This window comes from Acidovorax sp. FG48 (assembly GCF_057809085.1).
On the sequence record NZ_JBMDJH010000030.1, the window covers coordinates 14,645 to 37,409 of the forward strand.

At 66.0% G+C, this 22,765-nt stretch carries 20 protein-coding genes; 9 read left to right on the plus strand and 11 right to left on the minus strand.

The window, feature by feature from the left end; translation table 11 throughout:
* Positions 1-17: 17 nt before the first annotated feature.
* Positions 18-3,278 (minus strand): EAL domain-containing protein, encoded by a 3,261-nt coding sequence (locus tag ACODSU_RS24050; protein WP_488845402.1) that lies wholly within the window; start codon positions 3,276-3,278, stop codon positions 18-20.
* Positions 3,279-3,587: 309 nt separating this feature from the next.
* Here ACODSU_RS24050 and rpsU point away from each other — a divergent pair, with 309 nt between their 5' ends.
* Both rpsU and ACODSU_RS24060 read left to right on the plus strand, forming a co-directional pair.
* Positions 3,588-3,800 (plus strand): 30S ribosomal protein S21, encoded by a 213-nt coding sequence (gene rpsU / locus ACODSU_RS24055; protein WP_007833691.1) that lies wholly within the window; start codon positions 3,588-3,590, stop codon positions 3,798-3,800.
* 217 nt (positions 3,801-4,017) lie between these two features.
* On the plus strand, positions 4,018-4,464 hold the full coding sequence (locus ACODSU_RS24060) for a GatB/YqeY domain-containing protein (RefSeq protein WP_015015172.1): 447 nt from the start codon (positions 4,018-4,020) through the stop codon (positions 4,462-4,464).
* An 89-nt stretch (positions 4,465-4,553) separates the two neighbouring features.
* On the opposite strand, the gene ACODSU_RS24065 is transcribed toward ACODSU_RS24060, so the two are convergent.
* Complete coding sequence (locus tag ACODSU_RS24065) at positions 4,554-5,498, minus strand: LysR substrate-binding domain-containing protein (RefSeq protein ID WP_488845404.1); 945 nt, start codon at positions 5,496-5,498, stop codon at positions 4,554-4,556.
* A gap of 124 nt (positions 5,499-5,622) precedes the next feature.
* Between ACODSU_RS24065 and ACODSU_RS24070 the strand changes: the two genes are divergently transcribed.
* Complete coding sequence (locus tag ACODSU_RS24070; protein WP_488845406.1) at positions 5,623-6,732, plus strand: tartrate dehydrogenase; 1,110 nt, start codon at positions 5,623-5,625, stop codon at positions 6,730-6,732.
* An 86-nt stretch (positions 6,733-6,818) separates the two neighbouring features.
* On the opposite strand, the gene ACODSU_RS24075 is transcribed toward ACODSU_RS24070, so the two are convergent.
* Positions 6,819-7,043 carry a hypothetical protein gene (locus ACODSU_RS24075; RefSeq protein WP_488845408.1) on the minus strand — a complete coding sequence of 75 codons (225 nt, stop codon included), beginning with the start codon at positions 7,041-7,043 and terminating at the stop codon, positions 6,819-6,821.
* A gap of 73 nt (positions 7,044-7,116) precedes the next feature.
* On the opposite strand from ACODSU_RS24075, the gene ACODSU_RS24080 reads away from it, so the two are divergent.
* Positions 7,117-8,013: a LysR family transcriptional regulator gene (locus tag ACODSU_RS24080; protein ID WP_488845410.1), complete on the plus strand. Its 897-nt coding sequence runs from the start codon at positions 7,117-7,119 to the stop codon at positions 8,011-8,013.
* A 22-nt stretch (positions 8,014-8,035) separates the two neighbouring features.
* Here the strand turns inward: ACODSU_RS24080 and ACODSU_RS24085 are convergent, their stop codons facing one another.
* From ACODSU_RS24085 to ACODSU_RS24095, 3 genes are all read right to left on the minus strand, one after another.
* Positions 8,036-8,206, minus strand: a complete 171-nt coding sequence (locus tag ACODSU_RS24085) for a hypothetical protein (protein WP_488845412.1) — start codon at positions 8,204-8,206, stop codon at positions 8,036-8,038.
* Between the two features lie 343 nt (positions 8,207-8,549).
* Positions 8,550-8,975 (minus strand): VOC family protein, encoded by a 426-nt coding sequence (locus ACODSU_RS24090; RefSeq protein WP_288851546.1) that lies wholly within the window; start codon positions 8,973-8,975, stop codon positions 8,550-8,552.
* Positions 8,975-9,508 (minus strand): helix-turn-helix domain-containing protein, encoded by a 534-nt coding sequence (locus ACODSU_RS24095; RefSeq protein ID WP_488845414.1) that lies wholly within the window; start codon positions 9,506-9,508, stop codon positions 8,975-8,977. Before ACODSU_RS24095 ends, ACODSU_RS24090 begins: the two co-directional genes overlap by 1 nt.
* A gap of 96 nt (positions 9,509-9,604) precedes the next feature.
* Here ACODSU_RS24095 and ACODSU_RS24100 point away from each other — a divergent pair, with 96 nt between their 5' ends.
* Both ACODSU_RS24100 and ACODSU_RS24105 read left to right on the plus strand, forming a co-directional pair.
* A complete protein-coding gene (locus ACODSU_RS24100; protein WP_488845416.1) occupies positions 9,605-9,754 on the plus strand; it encodes a hypothetical protein in 150 nt (49 codons plus the stop codon).
* Positions 9,751-10,512: an NAD(P)-dependent oxidoreductase gene (locus tag ACODSU_RS24105; protein WP_488845418.1), complete on the plus strand. Its 762-nt coding sequence runs from the start codon at positions 9,751-9,753 to the stop codon at positions 10,510-10,512. Before ACODSU_RS24100 ends, ACODSU_RS24105 begins: the two co-directional genes overlap by 4 nt.
* A gap of 117 nt (positions 10,513-10,629) precedes the next feature.
* On the opposite strand, the gene pmbA is transcribed toward ACODSU_RS24105, so the two are convergent.
* Positions 10,630-12,072: a metalloprotease PmbA gene (gene pmbA / locus ACODSU_RS24110; protein ID WP_110959922.1), complete on the minus strand. Its 1,443-nt coding sequence runs from the start codon at positions 12,070-12,072 to the stop codon at positions 10,630-10,632.
* Positions 12,073-12,138: 66 nt separating this feature from the next.
* On the opposite strand from pmbA, the gene yjgA reads away from it, so the two are divergent.
* Entirely contained in the window at positions 12,139-12,810 is a 672-nt protein-coding gene (gene yjgA / locus ACODSU_RS24115; RefSeq protein WP_015015181.1) for a ribosome biogenesis factor YjgA, read from the plus strand.
* Positions 12,803-13,405, plus strand: a complete 603-nt coding sequence (mog, locus tag ACODSU_RS24120; protein ID WP_488845421.1) for a molybdopterin adenylyltransferase — start codon at positions 12,803-12,805, stop codon at positions 13,403-13,405. The genes yjgA and mog overlap by 8 nt, the downstream gene beginning before the upstream one ends.
* 106 nt (positions 13,406-13,511) lie before the next feature.
* Here the strand turns inward: mog and cysE are convergent, their stop codons facing one another.
* The gene (gene cysE, locus ACODSU_RS24125) at positions 13,512-14,294 is read right to left on the minus strand and encodes a serine O-acetyltransferase (RefSeq protein ID WP_015015184.1); all 783 of its coding nucleotides are present in this window, start codon (positions 14,292-14,294) and stop codon (positions 13,512-13,514) included.
* Between the two features lie 304 nt (positions 14,295-14,598).
* Positions 14,599-15,411 (minus strand): RNA methyltransferase, encoded by an 813-nt coding sequence (locus ACODSU_RS24130; RefSeq protein ID WP_488845423.1) that lies wholly within the window; start codon positions 15,409-15,411, stop codon positions 14,599-14,601.
* Between the two features lie 175 nt (positions 15,412-15,586).
* Between ACODSU_RS24130 and ACODSU_RS24135 the strand changes: the two genes are divergently transcribed.
* Positions 15,587-16,540 (plus strand): inositol monophosphatase family protein, encoded by a 954-nt coding sequence (locus ACODSU_RS24135; RefSeq protein ID WP_488845424.1) that lies wholly within the window; start codon positions 15,587-15,589, stop codon positions 16,538-16,540.
* Positions 16,541-16,572: 32 nt separating this feature from the next.
* Here ACODSU_RS24135 and ACODSU_RS24140 read toward each other — a convergent pair whose 3' ends face one another.
* Both ACODSU_RS24140 and ACODSU_RS24145 read right to left on the minus strand, forming a co-directional pair.
* Positions 16,573-17,703 (minus strand): response regulator, encoded by a 1,131-nt coding sequence (locus tag ACODSU_RS24140; protein WP_110959927.1) that lies wholly within the window; start codon positions 17,701-17,703, stop codon positions 16,573-16,575.
* Between the two features lie 24 nt (positions 17,704-17,727).
* On the minus strand, positions 17,728-22,602 hold the full coding sequence (locus ACODSU_RS24145; RefSeq protein WP_488845427.1) for a PAS domain S-box protein: 4,875 nt from the start codon (positions 22,600-22,602) through the stop codon (positions 17,728-17,730).
* Positions 22,603-22,765: the final 163 nt, after the last annotated feature.

Below are 22,765 nucleotides of genomic sequence, written 5' to 3' on the forward strand. Positions count from 1 at the left end.
GGCCCCGTAAAAGTCCCTCAGACCATCACAGCGGCCTCCCGCACCGGCGCGCCCGAGGGCTGGTGCTGGCAGGCCCAGGCCTCCAGCTCCGGCACCGGCAGCGGCCGGCTGAAGTGGTAGCCCTGCAGCTCCTCGCAATCGAGTGCACTCAGCACCTGGGCCGTGGCCAGGTCTTCCACGCCCTCGGCCACGATGCGCAGGCCTAGTGTGTGGCCCAGCGCGATGATGGCGCGGGTGATGGCCATGTCGGCAGGGTTGGCGAGCATGTCGCGCACAAAGGATTTGTCCACCTTGAGGCGGTCGATGTCAAAGCGCTTGAGGTAGGCCAGGCTGGAATACCCGGTGCCAAAGTCGTCAATGGACAGTTGCACCCCCAGCGCCTTGAGCGCCGCCAGTTGCTGCTCGGCCGCGTGGGCGTTGTCCATCAGCTGGGATTCGGTGATCTCCAGTTCCAGCCGGTGCGCGGGCATGCCGGTGCGCAGCAGCAGCGCCTCGATGTCGGTGACCAGCGCGGGGTCGGACATCTGCGCAGCCGACAAGTTGACCGAGATCGACACCCGGGCCAGCGGGTGCAGCGATGCGGCATCGCCCACGCCTGCGTCCAGCACCAGCTGCTGCCAGCGCACCCACTGCTCGCACGCCTGTTGCAATACCCAGCTGCCGATGGCGCGGATCATGCCGGTCTCCTCGGCGATGGGGATGAACTCGCTGGGCGGGATGGAGCCCAGCACCGGGCTGGTCCAGCGCAGCAGCGCCTCCACGCCCAGCAACTGGGCGCCCTGGGCGCTCAGGCGTGGCTGGTAGTGCAGGCTCAGCTCGTGGCGCTCCAGCGCACGGCGCAGTTGCTGCTCCATGGTCTGGCGGGCCACCGCGCGCTGGTCGGTCTCCATCGAGTAGAACAGCGCCATGTCGCGGCCGGTGGTCTTGGCCTCGTACATGGCAGCGTCGGCGCGGCGCATGAGTTCGTCGATGTCGCTGCCGTCCTCGGGATACACGGCAATGCCCACGCTGCAGGACACATTCAGCTCGTGCCCCTCGACCGGATGGCTCTGGCGGATGAGCGGGATCAGCCGCCGCTCTACCAGCTGCTGCACGTCCTCGCGCCCGGCCACGTCGCGCATCACCACCACAAACTCGTCGCCGCCCAGGCGGCTCACCGTGTCGCGACTGCGCACGGCCTGCGTGAGGCGCGCGGCCACCGAGCGCAGCAGGCCGTCGCCAATGTGGTGGCCCAGCGTGTCGTTGATGGCCTTGAAGCGGTCCAGGTCGATGAACAGCACCGCGACCTTTTCGCCCGTGATGGGCGCCTGCGCCAGCGCCATCTGCAGGCGCTGCACACACAGTGATCGGTTGGGCAGCTCGGTGAGCACATCGTGGTGCGCCAGGAACTGGATGCGCTCCTCGTTGAGCTTGCGGTCGGTGATGTCGATGGCAATGCCGATGTGGTTGGCCACCGCACCGCCCTTGCCCTCGCGCACGGCCGACACCATGAGCCAGGCCGGGTAGGTCTCGCCCGAGCGGCGGCGAAACCGCACCTCGCCCTGCCACGACTCCTTGTCGAGCATGGTGCGCTGGATCTGCGCGGACAGCGGCTCGGAGCCCGACTCTTCCAGCAGAAAGCCCAGGTCCTCGCCAATGACCTCGTAGAAGTCGTAGTGCGTGCTGCGGCAGAACGCCTTGTTCACGCTGATGATCTGCTGCTCGGCATTCATGATGATGATGCCTTCGGACGAGGCCTCGAACACCTTGGCCCAGAGCTCCAGGCGCTGCTCCATCACCTTGAGCACGTTGATGGGCGTGAAGGCGGTGAGCACCGAGTCGCGGCCCTGAAACTGCAGGCGCCGTGCCGACAGCACGGCCCAGGAGGGCTCGGGACTGCCCTTCCAGCGCACTTCAAATTCATCGACCGAGCCTTGGTCGGCCAGGCGCTGAAAGAAGCGCGCGCGCACGCCGGGCTCCAGCCCCACGGCCCAGGGGTCGGTCTTGCGGCCACCCAGCCAGTGGGCGGCGGGTGCGTTGGAGTGCAGCACCTCGTGCTCGGGGATGGACGTGACGACCATGGGGATGGGGAAGGCCTCCACCAGCTCGCGCTGCGCCTCGGCCGCGCGGGCGCTGGCGGCCAGCTCCTGCTGCAGCAGACGGTCGCGGTCGAGCTGCGACAGCATCTCGTTGAACGCAGTGACCAGGCGGCCGATTTCGTCGCGGCTGTTCCACTGCGCGCGCAGCGTGTGGTCGCCGCTCTTGCGCACCTCGTCGGCCACACGGGCCAGTTGCTGCAGCGGCTTGGCGATCTGGCGCGCGACCAGGGTGACGAGCGAAAGGATGCAACCCAGCAGCACCAGCGCCGTGCCCAGGTGCAGCCACATGCGGGCAAACAGGCTGTCGGCGCGCTGGTTCAGCAAACGCTCCAGGTCCACAATGCCCACCGACCAGGCATCGCGCAGCGCGCCCAGCACCTGGGCCTCCTGCACACCCACTTGCGCCACGGTCAGGCGCGACTCGCCCGATGCAATGCCCTGCAGCAAGGCCTGAAAGCCCTCCTGCGCCGCCTTGAGCGCCTCGCGCTGGCGTACCAGCGCGGCCCGCATCTCCGGCGAGCCCGCGATGAAGGCCTGGTTGTAGTCCGACTCGATGCCCAGCATCACGGCGTCCAGCCGCCCCACCAGCGTCAGCAGCTCGGACGACCATTGCGGCCCGCGCCGCGATGGCGCCGCGTTCAGGAAGCTGACGGTGTCATGCACCGCCTGCAGCAGCTCGGGAAACCGCAACACCACCAGCGACATCACGTAGTAGCTGTCCAGGTCCGGGTCCAGGATCAGGTTGGACTGGTTGCCCACAGTGGTGAGCAGCTCGCGGCCCTCGCGCAGCAACTGGCTGCGCTGGCGGGTGAGCGTCTGCGGATCGACGGTGGGCGAGCCCCCCGGGGGCGGCCCCGCCAGCTGCTGCAGCGCCACGCCAAACCGCTGGGCGACATCGGCGGTGCGCAGCTGCTCGTCGTGGGCCGCGCGCACGGCCTCCAGCCGGGTGAGCACGTCGGCCACCAGCGGCGGTTGCTGCGACGCGTCCAGAAACTGCCCCATCAGCCCGTCGCGCACCACCGCTGCATAGGTCGTGCCCACCACTTCCTTACGCGTGAAGTCGATCGCCAGGTACTTTTCGTGGATCAGGATGCTGGAGACGTAGATCACCGCCGTCAGGTCCAGCAGATAGATGAGCATGAGCTTGCGGCCCACACTGAGCCGGCCCAGCCAACCCGATACGCGGTGCATGAATGCCATGGTGTCTGCGGCGGGGCCGCCCGGGCGGATGGCCAGGGCTCCCCACCGGTGATTAGGAGTGTTACAACATGAAGCAACTTCCGCGCCATTGCGGTGCAGCCCGCCCGAAAGCATCCCGCCCAGCGCCCTGCCCAGGGGCAGACGCCCACCCCTTGCGCCATGGGCGTGGATAAAGGCTATAATCTCCGGCTTTGCTGGCAATGCCCCGTCGGCCAAATACTAGTTACAGACGGGGAAACCGCTTTGTACGGACTTGAGGCCCGATCTCCCCAAGCCCCTCTGCAGGCACCATTTGGAAAACATTAGCTAATGACTACGATCCGCGTAAAAGAAAACGAACCCTTTGACGTTGCACTGCGCCGCTTCAAGCGCACCATTGAAAAGCTCGGCCTGCTGACCGACCTGCGCGCCCGTGAGTTCTACGAAAAGCCCACCGCCGAGCGCAAGCGCAAGAAGGCTGCTGCCGTGAAGCGTCACTACAAGCGCGTTCGCAGCATGCAACTGCCCAAGAAGCTGTACTGAGTACCGCTTTGGCACCGTCCTGATACGGAGTGCCGACAAACCCGCGCTAGGGACGCCAAGCGCGGGTTTTTTGTTTTTTCGGGTCTGCACAAAGCCCCTCTGGCGTCGTTGCAACGCCTTGCCGTAGCAGCACTACTGTCTGCGGCGTTGACGCCTAGCCAGAGGGGCTTTGTGCAAACCCTCCGTCCCTGTCTGAAACCAAAAAAAGGAAGCCGCCATGAGCCTCAAGGACCAGATCACCGAAGACATGAAAACTGCCATGCGCGCCAAGGATAGCGAGCGCCTGGGCACCATCCGCCTGCTGCAGGCCGCGATGAAGCAGAAGGAAGTGGACGAGCGCATCACCCTGGACGACGCGGCCGTGGTGGCCATCGTGGACAAGCTGATCAAGCAGCGCAAGGACTCGATCACCGCCTTTGAAGGCGCGGGCCGCCAGGATCTGGCCGACAAGGAAAAGGCCGAGATGGCCGTGCTGCAGGCCTACCTGCCTGAGCGCATGTCGGCCGAGGAAACGCTGGCCGCCGTGAAGGCCATCGTGGCCGAAGTGGGTGCCTCGGGCCCCGGCGACATGGGCAAGGTGATGGGCGTGGTCAAGACCCGCCTGGCGGGCAAGGCCGATATGGGCCAGGTGTCGGCTGCGGTGAAGGCCGCGCTGGCGGGCTGATCGCCCCTGCGGTCGAGCCGATGGCACGACCGGTATCTTTTTGATAGCTGCTAGCGCTTGTAGCACGGGCGCTTGCAGCTATTTTTGCTTCAACCTGGGGCGTTTGCACCCGCTCCGGCCTCTGCGCCCCGCACCGCCCACCCGGCGCGGAAATACGCCTGCAGAAACTCCACGCACACCCGCACCTTGGCCGAGCGCTCCAGCCGCGTGGGGTAGACGGCCCACACATTCGCATCCTGCTGCCACTGCGGCAGCACCTGCACCAGGCGCCCCGCCTGCAGGTGCGCGCCCACATCCCACAGCGAGCGCAGTACCACACCGCGCCCATCCACCGCCCACTGCACGGCCATCTCGCCGTTGTTGGCTGACAGCGGGCCGCGCACCTTGACCGATTCTTCCTGCGCGCCGCTGCGCAGGCGCCACACGCCAAAGGGGTGGTCGCGCTCCTTGATCACCAGGCAGTCGTGCGCAGCCAGGTCGGCCACCGTGCGCGGGCTGCCCTTGCGCTGCAGGTAGGCGGGCGCCGCGCACAACACGCGGTGGTTGTCGGCCAGGCGGCGGGCGATGAGGTGCGGCGCAATCTCGTCGCCCACGCGCACGTCCAGGTCAAACCCTTCGCCCGCCACATCCACCAGCCGGTCGAACACCTCCAGCCGCACCTGCAGCCCCGGGTGCTGTTCCACCAGCCGTGACAGCGCGGGCGCCACGATCTGGCGGCCAAAGCCAAAGCTGCTGCTCACCCGCAGCAGCCCGCGCGGCTCGCTGCGTGTCACCACCACCTCCTGCATCAGTTGCTCCATGTCGTCCAGGATGCGCTGCGCCCAGTGGAAGACGCGCTCACCCTCTTCCGTCACCGCCACGCGGCGGGTGGTGCGATGCAGCAGCTTGACCTGCAGGTCCTGCTCCAGCAGGCGAATACGCTTGCTGACGTAGGCGGGCGAGGTGCCCAGCTCGGTGGCAGCGCCGCCAAAGCTCGCCTTGCGCACCACGGCCGTGAACACACGCAGATCTTCTGCCGCAGGATTTTTATGCACGAAGTGTGAAGGATGAAGCCACAGTTGGCAGATTGTAGTTATCGGCAGCGCTGGGAACAATGCACGCCATGCCGCTGGCTGCGCCCTGCAGCCGCATCCCCGACGCCATTGCAAGGACCGCTTGATGACCTCTTCCGCCCCCGCCAAAACCTACCGTATCGCCCTCATTGCCGGAGACGGCATCGGCAAGGAGGTGATGCCCGAAGGCCTGCGCGTGGTGTTGGCCGCTGCCAAACGCTTTGGTATCGCGCTCGAAACCACCACCATCGACTGGGCCAGCTGCGACTACTACGCGGCCCACGGAAAAATGATGCCGGACGACTGGAAGGCGCAACTGTCAGGCATGGACGCCATCTTCTTCGGCGCCGTCGGCTGGCCTGCCACCGTGCCCGACCATGTGTCCCTCTGGGGTTCGCTGCTCAAGTTCCGCCGCGAGTTCGACCAGTACATCAACCTGCGCCCGGTGCGCCTGTTCGAGGGTGTGCCCTGCCCGCTCGCGGGCCGCCAACCCGGCGACATTGACTACTACGTGGTGCGCGAGAACACCGAGGGCGAGTACACGTCCCTGGGCGGCCTCATGTACGAAGGCACCGACCGCGAAATCTGCATTCAGGAATCTGTCTACTCCCGCCACGGCGCCAACCGCCTGCTCAAATTCGCGTTCGACTTGGCCCAGAGCCGCGCCAGAAAACACGTCACCCTGGCCACCAAAAGCAACGGCATCGCCATCAGCATGCCCTGGTGGGACCAGCGTGCCGACGATGTCGCCCAGGGCTACCCCGAGGTCACGTTGGACAAACAGCACATCGACATCCTCACGGCCCGCTTTGTGCTTCAGCCCGGCCGCTTTGACGTGGTGGCTGCCACCAACCTGTTTGGCGACATCCTCTCTGACCTGGGCCCCGCCACCACCGGCACCATTGGCCTCGCCCCCTCGGCCAACCTCAACCCCGAGCGCCACTTCCCCAGCCTGTTCGAGCCCGTGCACGGCTCAGCGCCGGACATTTACGGCAAAAACATCGCCAATCCGATTGCGATGATCTGGTCGGGCGCGCTGATGCTGGACTTCCTCACCCACGGCCAGGGCGCAGGTCGGCAGGCGCACGATGCGATCGTGAGCGCCATTGAAGAGACGATCAAGAGCGGGCCACGCACGCCCGATCTGGGCGGCACGGCGAGCACGACGCAGGTGGGTGAGGCCATCGCGGCGAGAGTGAGTGCACAGACCGAATGACGCCTGGCGGCCAATCACTCCTGAATTGATAGCTACCAGCGCATGAAATACCTGCGCTATACGCTCATTTCATTCAAAAATGGCTCTCACCCTCCCCCTGGAGGTACCTTGAACTGCTCGGTGACGCGCTGCTCGGCACGCGCCGCAGCAGCCGCCAAACGGTCTCTGGCGTTGCGCGCACCCGCCATGGCTGCACGCAGGGCACGCAGAACAACGACCACGGCAACCGATCGCGCGGATCGCTGGCGGCCCACCAAGTGGGGATTGGAAATGGCTCTGACGGCGGTGGTGGAGGAATGCGGGTGTTTCATGGCCCCGCAATGCTCTCGCCGGGCTTACCATCTGTAAAGTTGAATTCAATGATGATTCACTTCACGAATCCTGATGCGTAACCTCAACCTCGACCAGCTGCAGACCCTGATCGCCATCGCCGACCTGGGTACTTTTGCCGCCGCCGCGCAGGCGCTGCACCTGGCGCCGCCCACCGTGAGCATGCACATCAAGGAACTGGAATCGCGCCTGGGCGCCGAGCTGGTGGTGCGCGGGCGGCGGCAGGCTGACCTCACCCCCGCCGGCGAGGTGTTGGTGCGCGAAGGCCGCCAGCTGCTGCTGGCCAGCGACGACCTGGTGGAGCGCGTGCGGCGCCACGCATCCGGCCGCGAAGGCATGGTGCGGGTGGGCGTGTCGGCGGGCGTCAGCACCCGGCTGCTGCCGCGCATGCTGGAGGCACTGGCAGCGCGCAGCCCCGGTGTGGAAATCCGCCTGGAGGCCGTGGGATCGGCCGAGTCGATGCAGCGCCTGAAGGCGGGTACGCTGGACATTGCCATCGTCGCCAGCCCCCAGCCCCCGCTGGCCGAAGTCAAGCAAACACCCTGGCGCAACGACCCCATGGTGGCCCTGCTGCCCGCCGCGTGGGAGGCACCCGAACACATCGGCCCCGACTGGCTGGCCAGCCGCCGCTGGGCATCCTTTGCGCCCGCCACGCAGATGCACGGGCTGATCGCCAACTGGTTTGGCCAAGCGGGGCATCACCCGCGCCCATTTCTGGCGCTGAGCTACCCCGGCGCCCTCAAAAGCCTGGCCGTGGCCAGCCAGTGTGCCGCCTTGCTGCCGATGGAAGAGGTGGAAGACCTGCAGGGCACGCCCGGTGTGCAGATCCGCCCCCTGCAGCCGCCGCTGATGCGCCCCATGGCCGTGGCGCACCGCCACCAGCCGCCGCCCTCCCCGGCGGTGGAGGGCGTGCTGGAGTTGCTGGCGGAATTTGCGGGCCTCGCAGAGTGATGGCGGAGCACACCGCGCGCCGTCACGCGGGCGGCAAGCCCTGGGCAGGCCGGGCAGAAGACCCGGCAGCAAGCCGCTGCAGGTAGGGCTGCACGAACAGGTACAACCCCGTCAACAACAGCAGCGCCAGGGGCGGCAGGGGCGCATAGATCACCCAGTCCGGCGGGTTGCCTACCCCCTGAGCACGGACCACAAAATTGGCGATGACGGCCAGGGCGTGTCACCCTCCAATTCCCCCACGCGAAAGCCATCCAGGCCGTGCAGTGCTAGGCGCCCTGAGTGCCGTGTAGCCCCGCTACACAAGCGAAGGACAACGACGCAATGCGCGGCCTGGATGGCTTTCCCTTCGGGCTGGCTGCGCAATGCGGCGTCTGCTTTGTCAGCTGGCTTGCCAATAGCCAGCTATTGGCTGCGCCCCCCTTCGCGCATCCATCCGCATTGCGCGGCCAGCGCGCGGGGGAATTGGAGGGTGGCACGCCCTGGCGTGAATGCCATCGACACCCAGCGATGAAACCGCCGAATTCCCGCACCGGCGCTCATTGCGCACCTCCAGCCGCCAGCTGGATCATCTTCCAGCCGTTGCCCGCTGGGTCCCGAAAGCCTGCGTCCACGTTGCCGTACCGGTCCACGGGCTCCTGTGTGAACTCCACACCCAAGTCCCGCAGTCGGGCATAGTCCGCGCGGCAGTCCGCCACATGGAGCACCAGCGCAGGCATGGCACCTTTGGCCACCATCGCGCGCAAAGTTTGCGCTGTGGCTTCATCATGGATCGGTGGGCCGGGCCTGAACAGGCCGAGCTGGAAGCCCGGCTGGTCAGGGTGCTGCACCGTCAGCCAGCGGTAGGGCCCGTTGCGCACGTCCGTGTGCACGCGAAACCCGAGCTTGCCCACGTAAAACGCGAGCGCTTCGTCCTGGTCGTCCACATACACGCCCACCACACCAATGCCTTGGTTCGCCGTCATCAGATCTCCTGGTTTGTTGCTGATGTCGGCTTTGTACCTGCGGCCTGGCGGCGGCGCTTCTCCGAAACTGCGGTGGTGAGGTCGGGACGTTGTGCAGCCTTCAAAACGCAGGCGGGCACCTTGTCCAGTGGCTCCACAGTGGCCTGGGCCTGCTGGCGCACCACACTAGGACTGTGCCCCGTGATGTCACGGAAGGTGCGCCCAAAAGTGCCCAGGCTCTCCCAGCCGGTGGCAAACGCGATCTCGGTGATGGGCAGGTCCGTGTCCCGCAGCAGCGTGGTGGCTTGCTCGATGCGGCGTGTCGGCAGGTAGCGGTGGGGCGGGATGCCAAAGGCCTGCCGAAAGGACCGGGCGAAATGCGCCTCCGAGACGCCGCTCACCTCCGCCAGCCGCTGGACTGGCCAGGCCTCGTGCGACGCAGCGTCCATGTGGTCCTTGGCGCGCAACAGGCGGCGCAAAAGCGCCGGGTCTTGGGGCGCAATCGGGTGGGCGGCTTCGCCTTTGACTGGGGGCTTCGGGGGCACGGAGGGCATGGTGGGTGCAGCATATCGCCTGTCTGGCGGCACTCCTGCACCGCCGGTACAGAGGTAGGCAAGACTTGCGAGGCACCACAGGTGAACACAAGCACCGTGAACAAAGTCACCGTCTTCGCGATGGGCCTCACCCGCTGCGGGTGCTGCCGAGACAAGGGCATGGAATCATCGCGGCATCGCCTGTCGATGGCCGCCCGGCCGTCGGCAGCCCCCATCATTCATCTCTTCGCGAACCATCCACCATGAAGCGTCTTCTCATCCTGGGAGCCACGGGCTCCCTCGGCCGCCACTTGCTGCAGCAGGCTGTGGCGGCCGGCCACCAGGTATCGGTCATCGTGCGCAACCCCGCCAAGCTGCCCCCAGACCTGCGGTCACGCATCACGGTGCACCCTGTGGACCTGGGCACGGTAGCCACCGGCGCTTTGGCCGACTTGGTTCGGGGCCACGAGGCACTGATCAACTGCGCGGGGCTGGTCACCGAAGGCCGCGCATTTGTCGATCTTGTGGACCGCGTTGTTTCCAGTGTGGAATCCCTGGCGCCTTCCGAGCGGCCGATCTGCTGGTTCATGGCGGGCGCCGCCGTGCTCGACATCGGCCAGACAGGCCGCCGGGGGGTTGAACTGCCCAAGGTGCGCGACACCTATTGGCCGCACCGGAAGAACTTTGAGCGCCTGAACACGTCCCCCATTGACTGGCGGCTGCTGTGCCCCGGGCCGATGGTGGACCAAGCCGCGCTCGGCATCGACCGGCTGCGCATTGCTGCGGACCAGCTGCCGGTCGCTGTGCCGTCCTTTGCAGGCAAGCTCCCCAGCCCGCTGTTGCTGCTGCTGTTTGCGTCGAAGGTGCCGCAGATGATCGTGCCCTATGCCGATGCAGCGGCGCTGATGCTGGCCCATCTTGCGCCCCGGGACGCGATGTCCCGGCACCGCGTGGGCCTCGCTCTGCCCGTGGGCATGCGCGGCAAGAAAGACACCTGGGCGGCCAAGCCCCGCAGTGCCAGCTGACGCAGACCTCCATGAAAAAAGGCCCTCGCGGTCACGAGGGCCTGGGGGGGCAGGAAAGCTGCCGAAACTCGCCTCACATCAGCAACTTGCAGCATCCGCCTGCGGCAGCCATAAAGATCAGCTGCCCGCCACCTTCATGCGGTTGACCAGAATCGAGCCCACCGTCTTGGCGCCGTAGTTGTAGGCATCCGCGCCCACAGCCTCGATGCCCTTGAGCATGTCCTTGAGGTTGCCCGCGATGGTGATCTCGTGCACGGGGAAGGCGATCTTTCCGTTCTCCACCCAGAAGCCGCTCGCGCCGCGCGAGTAGTCGCCCGTCACATAGTTCACGCCCTGGCCCATCAGCTCCACAACAAACAGGCCGGTGCCCAGCTTTTGCAGCATGGCGTCCAGGTTGTCGCTGGCCTGGGTGAGGCGCGAGGTCATCACCAGGTTGTGCGAGCCACCGGCGTTGCCCGTGGTCTTCATGCCCAGCTTGCGGGCCGAGTAGCTGCTGAGGAAATAGCCCTGCACACGGCCACCCTGCACCACCTTGCGCGGCGCCACGCGCACGCCCTCTTCGTCAAACGGCGAGCTGCCCTTGCCGCCCAGGATGAACGGGTCTTCGAGAATGTCGATGTGCTTGGGGAAGACCATCTTGCCCAGCGAGTCGAGCAAGAAGCTGCTCTTGCGGTACAGCGAGCCGCCGCTGACGGCCTGCACAAAACCGCCGAGCAGGCCTGCGGCCAGCGTCGATTCAAACAGCACAGGGCATTGGGTGGTGGGGATCTTGCGGCTGCCCAGGCGACTCAATGCGCGCTGCGCTGCGTAGCGGCCCACGGCCTCGGGCGATGCCAGGTCGGCCGCATTGCGCATGGAGCTGTACCAGGCATCGCGCTGCATCTCGCCGTTCTTGCCGGGCAGCGAGGCGATGGGTGCCACCGAGAAGCTGTGGCGCGAACTGGCATAGCCGCCGCGAAAACCGCGCGTGTGGGCGCTGAAGAAATGGCTTTGCTGGGCCGACACGCCCGCGCCTTCGCTGTTGGTGATGCGGCGGTGCGTCTTGAATGCGGCGGCTTCGCAGGCCTTGGCCATCTCTGCAGCCTCTTCGCTGGTGATGGCCCAGGGGTGGAAGAGTTGCAGGTCGCGGTGCGTGTCGGCGGGCGCGATGTCGTCGGCATCGGGCAGTCCGGCTACGGGGTCTTCGGCGGTGAAGCGGGCGATGTCGTAGGCCGCTTGCACGGTCTGCTCGATCGCCTTGGTAGAAAAGTCTGACGTGCTGGCATTGCCCCGGCGGTGGCCGATGTAGACCGTCACGCCCAGCGACTTGTCGCGGTTGCGCTCCACATTCTCCAGCTCGCCCTTGCGCACACTGACCGACAGGCCGCAGCCTTCGGACGCCTCGGCGCCTGCGTCGGTGGCGCCCAGCTTTTTGGCATGCGCCAAGGCGCGGTCCACCAGCTCTTCAAAAAACGGGCGGCTGTAGCTGAAGCCGCTGTCAGGGGTGCGAGAGGAGGCGGCTGCGGGCGCGGCGGCCAGCGCGCCAGGGGTGCGCGGGGCGCGATTCGAGGGTTTGTTCATAGCGGCAGCTATGATACTTGCCACTGTGGCGCGCTCTGCGCCACTCGTTTTTTGCCCCCACCACCCATGTCACGCAAACCCAAAAAAGGCTACTTTGTGCGAGGCCAGTTCGTTGCCGAAGGCAGCGAACTGGACATCCAGCTCAAGGCCGAACTCAAAGGCACGCCCGATGCCAGCCGCACCGATCTCAAGCGCGAGAGCGATGAACTGCAGGACCTGGGCAAGGAGTTGCTGACCCTGCGCGCCGACCTGTTCGACGCCGTGGGCCTGCCCGACAAGCTGGTGGAGGCTCTGGCCGAGGCCAAGCGCATCACCAACTTTGAAGGCAAGCGCCGCCAGATGCAGTACGTGGGCAAGCTCATGCGCAAGCTCGAACCCGAGCTGGTGCAGGCCGCCCGACAGGCCCTGGAAGAGCAGCACAAGGGCTCTGCCACCGAAAAGCTGCAGCTGCACCTCGCTGAACAATGGCGCGACCGCCTGATCGCCGATGACGACACGCTGGCCGCCTGGATGGCCGAGCACCCCACCACCGACACCCAGCAGCTGCGCGCGCTGATCCGCCAAGCCCGCAAGGACGCACAGCCCGCAGGCAAAGAGGCCAATGTCCAGGTCTCGCAAGGCCTGGCGCCCCGCAAGGGCCGTGCGTACCGCGAGCTGTTCCAGCTGGTGCGCGAGCACCTGGGCGGCACCGGCACGGCAGATGCCGGCGACACCGACGAGGACAACGACGATGAGTGAAGCCGTCCACGACGCCGTCAAGATCGGCATCGTCTCCATCAGCGACCGCGCTAGCACCGGCGTCTATGAAGACAAGGGCCTGCCCGCACTGCAGGACTGGCTCACGCGTGCGCTGCACAACCCCATCACCTTCGAGCCGCGTCTGATCCCCGATGAACAGGCTGGCATCAGCGCCACGCTGATCGAGTTGGTGGACGCCGGTTGCGCGTTGGTGCTGACCACGGGTGGCACCGGCCCCGCACTGCGCGATGTAACGCCCGAGGCCACGCTGGCTGTGGCGCACAAGGAGATGCCCGGCTTTGGCGAGCAGATGCGCCAGATCAGCCTGAAGTTCGTTCCCACGGCCATCCTCTCGCGCCAAGTGGCAGTGATCCGGGGAAACAGCCTCATCATCAATCTGCCCGGCCAGCCCAAGGCGATTGCCGAGACGCTGGAGGGGCTGAAGGATGCCGACGGCAAGCAGATAGTGCCTGGTATCTTTGCCGCAGTACCCTACTGCATCGACCTGATCGGCGGGCCTTACCTGGAAACGCGCGATGAGGTGTGCAAGGCGTTCCGGCCCAAGACGGCGATTCGCCCTCCTCGCACCGCCTGACGTCACTCATTGGAAACAGAAATAGCTGGTGACGCTTGATGATCAAGCGCCACCAGCTATTTTTTGATAGTACCTGTGCTGCAGTACCAGCCCGGGTCTCTGTTGGCTACTTGCCCACCAGCTCGTTGAGCTTACCCGCCTCGAACTGTTCCTTGATCGCCGCGTCGCAAGGCACGCAGTCCTTGGCCTGCTGGTTGGCGGCCGAGAGTTTTTCGATGGCCTGCCACAAAAGCGCAATCTGATGCTCTTGCGATGAGGCGTTGTCGATCAAGCCGCGCATAGCCTGCGAGAGCGGGTCGTCTTCCTGCGTGATGCCGTAAGCGGTGAACTTGCGCGCCGGCTGGGATTCGGTCACGTCGGCACTCTGCCCCTCTTTCGACGGGATGATGCGCGCCGGGATGCCCACCGCCGTGGCACCTGCAGGCACCGGCTTGATGACCACGGCGTTGGAGCCGATCTTGGCACCATCACCCACCTCAAAGCCGCCCAGCACCTTGGCGCCCGCGCTCACCACCACGTCCTTGCCCAGCGTGGGGTGGCGCTTGGTGCCCTTGTACAGCGAGGTGCCGCCCAGCGTCACGCCCTGGTAGATGGTGCAGCCGTCGCCAATTTCGGCGGTCTCACCCACCACCACGCCCATGGCGTGATCGAAGAACACGCGCTCGCCAATCTTGGCGCCGGGGTGGATCTCGATGCCGGTGAACCAGCGCGCAAAGTGCGAGATGAAACGCCCCAACCATTTGAGGCCGTGGTGCCAGCACCAGTGGGCGGGGCGGTGCAGCCAAATCGCGTGCAGGCCCGGATAACAGGTGATCACCTCCCACGTGCTGCGCGCGGCAGGATCGCGGTCGAGGATGCACTGGATATCGGAGCGCAGGCGGGCGAGCATTGGTTGTTATGGTTATTTGTTGAGAACGTGTTGATGGTCTTTTCAGGGTCGCGTTGAGGTGCAATCGGGATGAGTGGATGCTCCGGGTGCGCCGCATGGGCCCGTGCCCATGCAAGCAGTCGGTGCGTTCAATCGCCCGATTTCACCCCAACCCTGCGGGCAAGTGCATTTCCGGGTGGTCTGCGGCGTTGCGGCACTTGTTGATAGCCGAGCTATCAACCGCGCACCGCGTCTAGCACCCCATCCCGGAAACGCATTTGCGCGTCCCTGAAAAGACCATCAACACGTTCCTAGGCTGCACAGTCTATCGTTTCGCCTGCGCCGTCTCGATCATGGCTTTGGCGACACCTCTCAAGATGTGGATTTCCTCAGGGCTGAGCTGCGCGCGGTTGAAAAGCTGGTTAAGGCGGGGCATTAGCTTCTTGGGCGCGGCCGGGTCCAGAAAGCCGATGGAGGTGAGCGCCTGCTCCCAGTGGCCCAGCATGCCCGCCACCTGCGCCGCGTCGGCCAGCGCGCGCGGCGGGGTGGCGTCCTGCACCGCAAAACCGCCCAATGCCTGGCGCCATTCGTAGGCGATCACCTGGATGGCAGCACCCAGGTTGAGCGAGCCAAAGCCGGGGTTGGTGGGAATCGACAGCGCTACATGGCAGCGGTATACGTCTTCGTTGGTCATGCCAAACCGCTCGGAGCCGAAGAGAAAGGCCACGCCGGCTTGCGGGGCCGCGCCCGGGTCTGCAGGGGTGTCGCCGGATGGATTTGAAGGGTTTTGGGCCTCTTGCGCTAGTGCTTCATGCCTGAGCAGCTCACTTTTTAATAGCGCTTCAAAGTGCGCACGCGGCGCTGCTGTGGGGGGGCCAAAATCGCGTGGCGTCATGGCCGTGGCGCACAGGTGGCTGATACCGTCGAGCGCCTCGTCCAGCGTGGCGACGATGCGTGCGTTGTTCAGCACATCGAGGGCGCCGCTGGCGCGCTGGATGGTTTCCTCGCGCCTGAGCACGTTAGCCCAGCGGGGAGCGACCAGCACCAGGTCGTCAAATCCCATGGTTTTCATGGCACGGGCGGCGGCGCCCACATTGCCGGCGTGGCTGGTGTTGATCAGGACAAAACGGGTCTTCATGGACGGGCGGGGCGAGAGGGAGAAAGCGGCCGGTTAGGCAAAAAAGGGCTCTGCGGGTAAAATCCCGCCCTCTATTGTCGCCGCCCGCATCGCCGGGACGGGTCGGACCTCCCCGCTCATCCTGTACGCAGACGCTCGCGCCACCCTGGCCGTGCGCTGCCAACCACCACAATTTATGTCGTCTACTCTGCACCCCATGCTCAACGTGGCCATCAAGGCTGCACGCGCCGCCGGCGCCATCATCAACCGCGCGGCCCTGGACGTGGAATCGGTGCGGATCTCGCAAAAGCAGATCAATGACTTTGTGACCGAGGTGGACCACGCCTCCGAAAAGATCATCATCGAGACGCTGCTGACGGCCTACCCCGGCCACGGCATCCTGGCGGAAGAGTCGGGCAAGGAATACGGCGCGAGGGATTCGGAGTTCGTCTGGATCATCGACCCGCTGGACGGCACGACCAATTTCATCCACGGCTTCCCCGTGTACTGCATCAGCATTGCGCTGGCCGTGAAGGGCAAGATCGAGCAAGCTGTGGTGTACGACCCTACCCGCAACGACCTGTTCACCGCCACCAAGGGCCGTGGCGCCTTCCTGAACGAGCGCCGCATCCGAGTGAGCAAGCGCACCCAGCTCAAGGACTGCCTGATCTCCACCGGCTTCCCCTTCCGCCCGGGCGACAACTTCAAGAGCTACCTGAACATGATGGCCGACGTGATGCAGCGCACCGCCGGCCTGCGCCGCCCCGGCGCCGCTGCACTGGACCTGGCCTACGTGGCTGCCGGCTTCACTGACGGCTTCTTTGAAACCGGCCTGTCGATCTGGGACGTGGCAGCGGGTTCGCTGCTGGTGACCGAGGCCGGTGGCCTGGTGGGCAATTTCACGGGCGAAGCCGACTTCCTGGAGCAGCGCGAGTGCCTGGCGGGCAACCCCCGCGTGTACGGCCAGCTGGTGCCCATCCTGGGCAAGTACAGCAAGTTTGCGAGCGCTGGCGACAAGGCGGCTGTGCGCCAGGCGGCTGCGGCCGATGCGCCAGCCACCGAGACCCAAGACACTAACGAAGGCGCGGATGCAGCGGAACCAGCCGCCCCGCAGGCCGACTCCGCCAAGGGCGAAGACGCGCCGTTCTGATTTTGCGTGCCCTCGCCCTTCGGGGCGAGGCGCTAGGCGGGGTCTGGATATTTCTGCGCAATGCTGCGGAAGTCTTCCGCAATGTCCACAAACGCATCCACCATGTCAGGGTCGAAGTGGGTGCCCTTGCCCCGCACGATGGTGCTGCAGGCCTGGTCGTGCGAAAACGCCGGCTTGTACACACGCTTGCTGATGAGCGCGTCGTACACGTCGGCCACGGCCATCAGGCGGGCCGACACCGGGATGGCATCCCCCGCCAAGCCCTGCGGGTAGCCGGAGCCGTCCCACTTTTCCTGGTGGCTGTAGGCGATCTCCTTGGACACGCTCAAAAACGCCACGCGCATGCCCAGGCGCCGCTCGGCCTCTTCGATCGCGTCGCGGCCCAGCGTGGTGTGGGTCTTCATCACCTCAAATTCTTCCACCGTGAGCTTGCCGGGCTTGAGCAGGATGCTGTCGGGGATGCCGATCTTGCCAATGTCGTGCAACGGCGCCGACTTGTAGAGCAGCTCAATCATGCGGTCATTGAGCAGATGCTCAAAACGCGGGTGGTGGCGCAGGCGCTCGGCCAGCGTCTTCACATACAGCTGGGTGCGGCGGATGTGGTTGCCGGTTTCGTTGTCACGCGTCTCGGCCAGCGAGGTCATGGCCATGATGGTCACGTCCTGGATGGCCTGCACCTCCAGCGTGCGCATGGCGACCTCACGCTCCAGATAGGCGCTTTTGTCGCGCAGGAAATCAGCCGTGGCCTTGAGCGCCAGATGCGTGTTGACGCGGGCCAGCAGAATGGGCGGGCTGATGGGTTTGGTGATGTAGTCCACCGCGCCCAGCGCCAGACCCATGCGCTCGTCGTCGGTGTCGGAACGTGCTGTGAGGAAGATCACCGGGATGTCGCGTGTGGCGGGTGCCTCCTTGAGGCGGCGGCAGACCTCGTAGCCATCCACCTCGGGCATCATGATGTCCAGCAGGATCAGGTCGGGCGGCGTGGCCGACTGGGCAATCTTGAGCGCCTTCTCGCCATGGTTCGCCACCTTGACCAGGTAATGCTCGCGCAGCAGGCTGCCCATGAGGGTGAGGTTTTCGGGCGTGTCGTCCACCACGAGCACGGTGGCAATCGGCTTATCTACCAAGGTCGCCGGGCTGGAGGCAAAAGGCGCGTTGTCCATGCAAATGTCCTGCGTAAGTGCCGTTCAGGGGGATTCGAGGGCGGTGGATTCGGAGCCAGGCACCGCAGCCATGGCCTCCAGTGCCTGCTCGAAATCAAAGTTCAGGGTGTGCTTTTCAACAGCCTGGAAAGCGCTCCCCAGGGCCGCCTTGAGCAACACGCCATTGTGTTGGAAAAACTCGGTGGCTGCAGGGTCGTCCTGCTCCAGCAAGTGGCGCAAATGGTGTTCGGCCTCGGCTGGCGTCATGCCCGGCCCAGATACGCCTGCAGATGGCGACACACCGTGCTCCGGTGCCGCTTGCCCCTGCACCGCTTGCAGCACCCAGTCCTGTAGCCCCTGCAGCAGCGGCTGTAGCGCAGCGCGCAGCTCCGCCAGCAACGGCACGATGGCCTCGTTGCCATGGCGAAAGCGCAGCGCGTGCTCCAGCGCCTGCGCGCGGTCCGACACGGCCTGCGCGCCAATGTTGGCGGCCACCGACCGCAGCGTGTGGGCCAGGCGCTCGGCCAGCGCCACGTCATGCACCGCGAGGGCGCGCTGCAGCTCTGGCAGCACCGGGGCCTGCCCTTGCACAAAGCGGCGCAGCATCTCGGCATACAGACCCGTCTTGCCCAACGCACGCTGCAGGCCCAGGTTGGTGTCCAGGCCCGGCAGATCAGGAACATCCACCGGTAGCCAGCCAGCGGCCGTGGCACTGGCGGCCCCCGCCGCCACCGATGCCGCCACTGGCGCCGCATTGCTGCGCGCGGGTGGTACTGCAGCACCCAGCCCCTCGCGGGGGCGAATCCACCGGGCCAGCGCAGCCCACAGGGCTGCAGGCTCGATGGGCTTGGCCACATGGTCGTTCATGCCGGCCGCAAAGCAGCGCTGGCGGTCCGCCTCCATGGCATTGGCCGTCATCGCGATGATGGGCAACTGCGCATAACGCGGGTTACCGCGCAGCAGGCGCGTGGCCGTCTCGCCGTCCATGACGGGCATCTGCATGTCCATGAGCACGGCGTCGTAGTGCTTGCGCTCAATGTGGTCGATGGCGATTTGCCCGTTTTCTGCCACGTCCACGGCGAAGCCCGCGTCCAGCAGCAGCTCCATCGCTACCATCTGGTTGAGCTCGTTGTCCTCGACGAGCAGCACGCTGGCGCCCCGGATGTCCAGGGGCAGCTCGTCGGCCGCAGGAGCGGGGGTGACCGCACGGCGTCGCTCCGAGCCCGATGCCTCCAGCGGCTGCATCAGGGTGTCGAACAGCAGCGAGGCATTGACGGGCTTGATGAGCACGGTTTCAATGCCCTGCGCACGTGCGGCCCGCATCACGTCCTCGCGCCCGTAGGCCGTCACCATCAGCATCTGCGGCACCTTGGGCATGCCCAGGCTGCGGATGTGGCCGGCCAGCTCCACGCCATCCATGCCCGGCATGTGCCAGTCCAGCAGCAACAGCCCAAACGGCTGCTGATGGGCCATGGACTCGCGCAGCCGGTCCAGCGCCTCCAGGCCCGAATGTGCCTGTTCCACCACAAAACCCATGGCTTGCAGCATGTCGGACAGCACCGTGGCCGCCGTGTGGTTGTCGTCCACCACCAGCACCCGGGTGCCCCGCAGGTCGGGCGGTGGCAGCAGCACCCGCGCCGGCGCGCCACGCTCCAGCGGCACCGACACCCAGAAGGTGGAGCCCTTGCCAAAGCGGCTTTCCACGCCCACCTCGCCACCCATCAGCTCGGCCAGGCTCTTGCAGATCGCCAGCCCCAGGCCGGTGCCGCCGTAGCGGCGCGTGGTGGAGGTGTCCGCCTGCTGAAAGCTCTGGAACAGGCGCGCCATCTGCTCGTCGGTGAGCCCGATGCCGGTGTCACGCACCTCGAAACGCAGGCGCACCTGGTTTCCCATCTCCTCCAGTAAACGCACGGCAATGCTGATCTCGCCCGACTCCGTGAACTTGATGGCGTTGTTGGCGTAGTTGATGAGGATCTGGCCCAGGCGCAGCGCGTCGCCCACCAAGTTGGGGGGCACGTCGCTGGCCACATCGCAGACCAGCTCCAGCCCCTTCGCTCCGGCCTTGTAGCCCACCACGTCCGACACGCTTTCCAGCATGCGGTCGAGCAGGAACGGCTGGCGCTCCACCACCAGCTTGCCCGCCTCGATCTTGGAGAAGTCCAGGATGTCGTTGATGACGCCCAGCAGATGCTGGCCCGCCTGCTGGATCTTGCTCACATAGTCGTGCTGGCGCGGGCTCAGGCCCGACTTGAGCGCCAGATGCGACATGCCGATGATCGCGTTCATCGGCGTGCGGATCTCGTGGCTCATGTTGGCCAGGAAGTTGGACTTGAGCGCGGTGGATTCCTCGGCCAGATCCTTGGCGCGCCGCAGTTCCTGTTCAGCGCGCTGGCGGTCGGTGATGTCCACAAAGGTGCCGATGGTGCCGCCCGCGGTGCCATCCGGGCGCGCAAAGCCATGCAGCCAGAACAGCGTGTGGTGCAGCGCACCGTCGGCATACGGCAAGTCAACCTCACGGTGCACCTTGCGCTCGCCTTCCATGGCCTGTACCGCGTCCTGCTCGAAGCGGGTGCGGGTCTCTTGCGGCAGGTAGTCCAGGTCCATCACCGTCTTGCCGATGAGCGCCTCGCGCGTTACCCCGAAGGCCTGCTCGTAGGCACGGTTCACTCCGATATACCGCCCGTCTGCCCCCTTGTAGAACAGGGGCACCGGGATGGCATCGATCAGCGCCTGCTGGAAATCCAGCTGCCCTGCCACCTGTTCCTCCAGGAGCTTCTGATCGTGGATATCCACGTTGACCCCCACCACCCGCACGGGCTGGCCCTGGGCATTGCGAAAAATGCGTGCAGCCTCCAGGAACCAGCGCACCTCTCCGTCCGGGCGCACGATGCGCCAGGAGTCGCGCAGGTAATCCTCGGTGCCGGCCAGGCAGCTGTCGAAATAGGCGCCCGCCTGGTCGCGGTCCTCGGGATGCAGGCAGTTGAGCCAGAAGTCTCGTCCGTCGGGTTGGGTGCCGGGTGGCAGGCCCATCATCTGCGCCAGCTTGTCGGACCAGACGATTTCGCCGGTGACCAGGTTCAGGTCGAACACCCCGATCTTGCCCGCCTCCTGCGCCAGCTCCAGACGCTCCTGGGCCTGCTGAATGACCTGTTCTGCGCGCCGCTGTTCGCTGACGTCTTCAATCACCCAGATCGAGGCGGTGCCAAAGTCGTCCATCTTCAGGCTGCGGCCCGCCAGGCGTGCCTCGAACCGGGTGCCATCCAGCCGGTACAGCGTCGCGGTCTCGCGCAGCGCCTGGCCCGACGCCAATGCGGGCGTGACGCGGGCGGTGAACAGGTCCGCATGGCCCGCACCACCGAACAGCACCGACACACCGAGCCCCAGCAGCTGGGAGGCCGTGCCGCCCATGAGGTCCACAAACGCCGGGTTGAACTGGCGGAACTGTCCGTCGCACACCAGCACGATGGGCGGTGCGTTGTCGAAGATGGCGGTCTGCTGCTCCAGCAGTTCGTTGAGCAAGCGCTCACGGCGTTCCAGCTCCTTTTGCGCCTGGATGCGCTCGGACACGTCCTCGTGCAAACCCACAATACCGATGCGCTTGCCACGCCCGTCAAACACGGGGGACAGCGTGGCCTCGTCGTGGTAGATGCTCCCGTCCTTGCGCCGGTTGACGAACTGGCCTTGCCAGGATTTGCCCGACAGCAGTGCCGACCACATGAGCTGGTAGGTCTGCGCGGGCGTCTGCCCGCTGGCCACCAGCGAAGGCTTCTTCCCCCGCACCTCGTCGAGCGAATAGCCGGTATTGCGCTCGTACTGGGGGTTGACCCAGTCGATGCGACCGTCGCCGTCGGTGATCACCACCGACACGGGGCTGCTCTCCAGCGCCGTCCCCAGCACCCGGAAGCGCTCCAGCGCGCTGGCCACGCGCGCGCGGCTGCGCAGCAGATCCAGCAACAACAGGCCCAGCAGGCAAAACAGCACAAAGGCCACAGCCCCGATGCGGGCGCGCTGTGACGACGTCATCAAGGCGCTGATGTCGTCCAGCGCCACCAGTTGCCACTCACCGGTCGGGTCGTGCCAATCGATGGCCCGGCGCTCGACCGCATGGGGTACACCATTGATCTGCACCTCACCCGCATCGGCCGCAAACGGCAGCGCAGACGCCACGCCGTTGTCAAAGTGGCGGCCGAACTGGCGCGTGGCCCGGATGGCGTCGATGCGCGCCTGCGTGAGCGGCGGTGCCACCGCAAACTGCCATTCGGGCCGGGTGGCAGCAAATGCCACACCCTGCGGCGACAGCAACACCATGGGCAGGCCCGCGCGCTTGAGCAGCAGGTCCACCGGCTCAAAGCCCACCTTGAACATCACCACGCCGATGATGTTGCTCGAAGGCGTGTCGCTCTCGTACAGCGGCGCCGCGTAGTACAACCCGCGCTCCTGGGTGTTGCTGCCAATGGCCGCATACACGCTGGTCGCGCCCTGGATGGCCTGCTGGAAATAGGGGCGAAACGCCAAGTTCAAGCCCGTAGACCTTTCGCCCGGCGTCTCATGGGCCACCACAGTGCCGTCTGCCGACATGACATACACGCCCTGCACCAGAAAGCGCCCCCGCGCCACGGCCAGGCGGGACAGTGCTTCGGGGTGATCGGGAGGCAAGCGGCCCAGCGCCATGTCCTTGAGCAGCGGCTCGCTCAGCCCCATCAAAGACACGGCCCCCAGCATGGAGCCACCGGTGGTCTGTGCTTGCAAGGTGTCTGCCGTTTGCTGCAACAAGCGGGAGCGTTCGGCAGACCGCTCGCCGGCACGCCAGTGTTGCGCCCCTTGCACCACCAGCACTGCGCCCACCAGCGCGAGGACTACGACCAGCAGCAAGCCACGCAGGCCTGGCGCTTTGCGGTCCAGAAGCTTGTCAAACCACATGCCTACGCCCTCGCCACGCGGGCTCCCTGCCCAGTGGATCCGTTACTGTCAGCCTGCGGGGTCCAGCAATGCATCGATAGTCTCCGCCGGCCCGGGCCTTCCAAACAGATACCCCTGGAACCCCTCGCACCCGTGCAGCCTCAGGAACGACAGCTGCCCCGTC

Excerpts from the sequence above, each read along its gene's own strand:
- ACODSU_RS24140 (WP_110959927.1), bottom strand. The coding sequence starts at position 17,703 with ATGGACAACGCGCCTTTTGCCTCCAGCCCGGCGACCTTGGTAGATAAG.
- ACODSU_RS24070 (WP_488845406.1), top strand. The coding sequence starts at position 5,623 with ATGACCTCTTCCGCCCCCGCCAAAACCTACCGTATCGCCCTCATTGCC.
- rpsU (WP_007833691.1), top strand. The coding sequence starts at position 3,588 with ATGACTACGATCCGCGTAAAAGAAAACGAACCCTTTGACGTTGCACTG.
- ACODSU_RS24060 (WP_015015172.1), top strand. The coding sequence starts at position 4,018 with ATGAGCCTCAAGGACCAGATCACCGAAGACATGAAAACTGCCATGCGC.
- ACODSU_RS24145 (WP_488845427.1), bottom strand. The coding sequence starts at position 22,602 with ATGTGGTTTGACAAGCTTCTGGACCGCAAAGCGCCAGGCCTGCGTGGC.
- ACODSU_RS24105 (WP_488845418.1), top strand. The coding sequence starts at position 9,751 with ATGAAGCGTCTTCTCATCCTGGGAGCCACGGGCTCCCTCGGCCGCCAC.
- cysE (WP_015015184.1), bottom strand. The coding sequence starts at position 14,294 with ATGCTCGCCCGCCTGCGCTCCGATATCCAGTGCATCCTCGACCGCGAT.
- ACODSU_RS24095 (WP_488845414.1), bottom strand. The coding sequence starts at position 9,508 with ATGCCCTCCGTGCCCCCGAAGCCCCCAGTCAAAGGCGAAGCCGCCCAC.
- ACODSU_RS24090 (WP_288851546.1), bottom strand. The coding sequence starts at position 8,975 with ATGACGGCGAACCAAGGCATTGGTGTGGTGGGCGTGTATGTGGACGAC.
- ACODSU_RS24135 (WP_488845424.1), top strand. The coding sequence starts at position 15,587 with ATGTCGTCTACTCTGCACCCCATGCTCAACGTGGCCATCAAGGCTGCA.
- pmbA (WP_110959922.1), bottom strand. The coding sequence starts at position 12,072 with ATGAACAAACCCTCGAATCGCGCCCCGCGCACCCCTGGCGCGCTGGCC.
- mog (WP_488845421.1), top strand. The coding sequence starts at position 12,803 with ATGAGTGAAGCCGTCCACGACGCCGTCAAGATCGGCATCGTCTCCATC.
- ACODSU_RS24050 (WP_488845402.1), bottom strand. The coding sequence starts at position 3,278 with ATGGCATTCATGCACCGCGTATCGGGTTGGCTGGGCCGGCTCAGTGTG.
- ACODSU_RS24080 (WP_488845410.1), top strand. The coding sequence starts at position 7,117 with ATGCGTAACCTCAACCTCGACCAGCTGCAGACCCTGATCGCCATCGCC.
- yjgA (WP_015015181.1), top strand. The coding sequence starts at position 12,139 with ATGTCACGCAAACCCAAAAAAGGCTACTTTGTGCGAGGCCAGTTCGTT.
- ACODSU_RS24075 (WP_488845408.1), bottom strand. The coding sequence starts at position 7,043 with ATGAAACACCCGCATTCCTCCACCACCGCCGTCAGAGCCATTTCCAAT.
- ACODSU_RS24130 (WP_488845423.1), bottom strand. The coding sequence starts at position 15,411 with ATGAAGACCCGTTTTGTCCTGATCAACACCAGCCACGCCGGCAATGTG.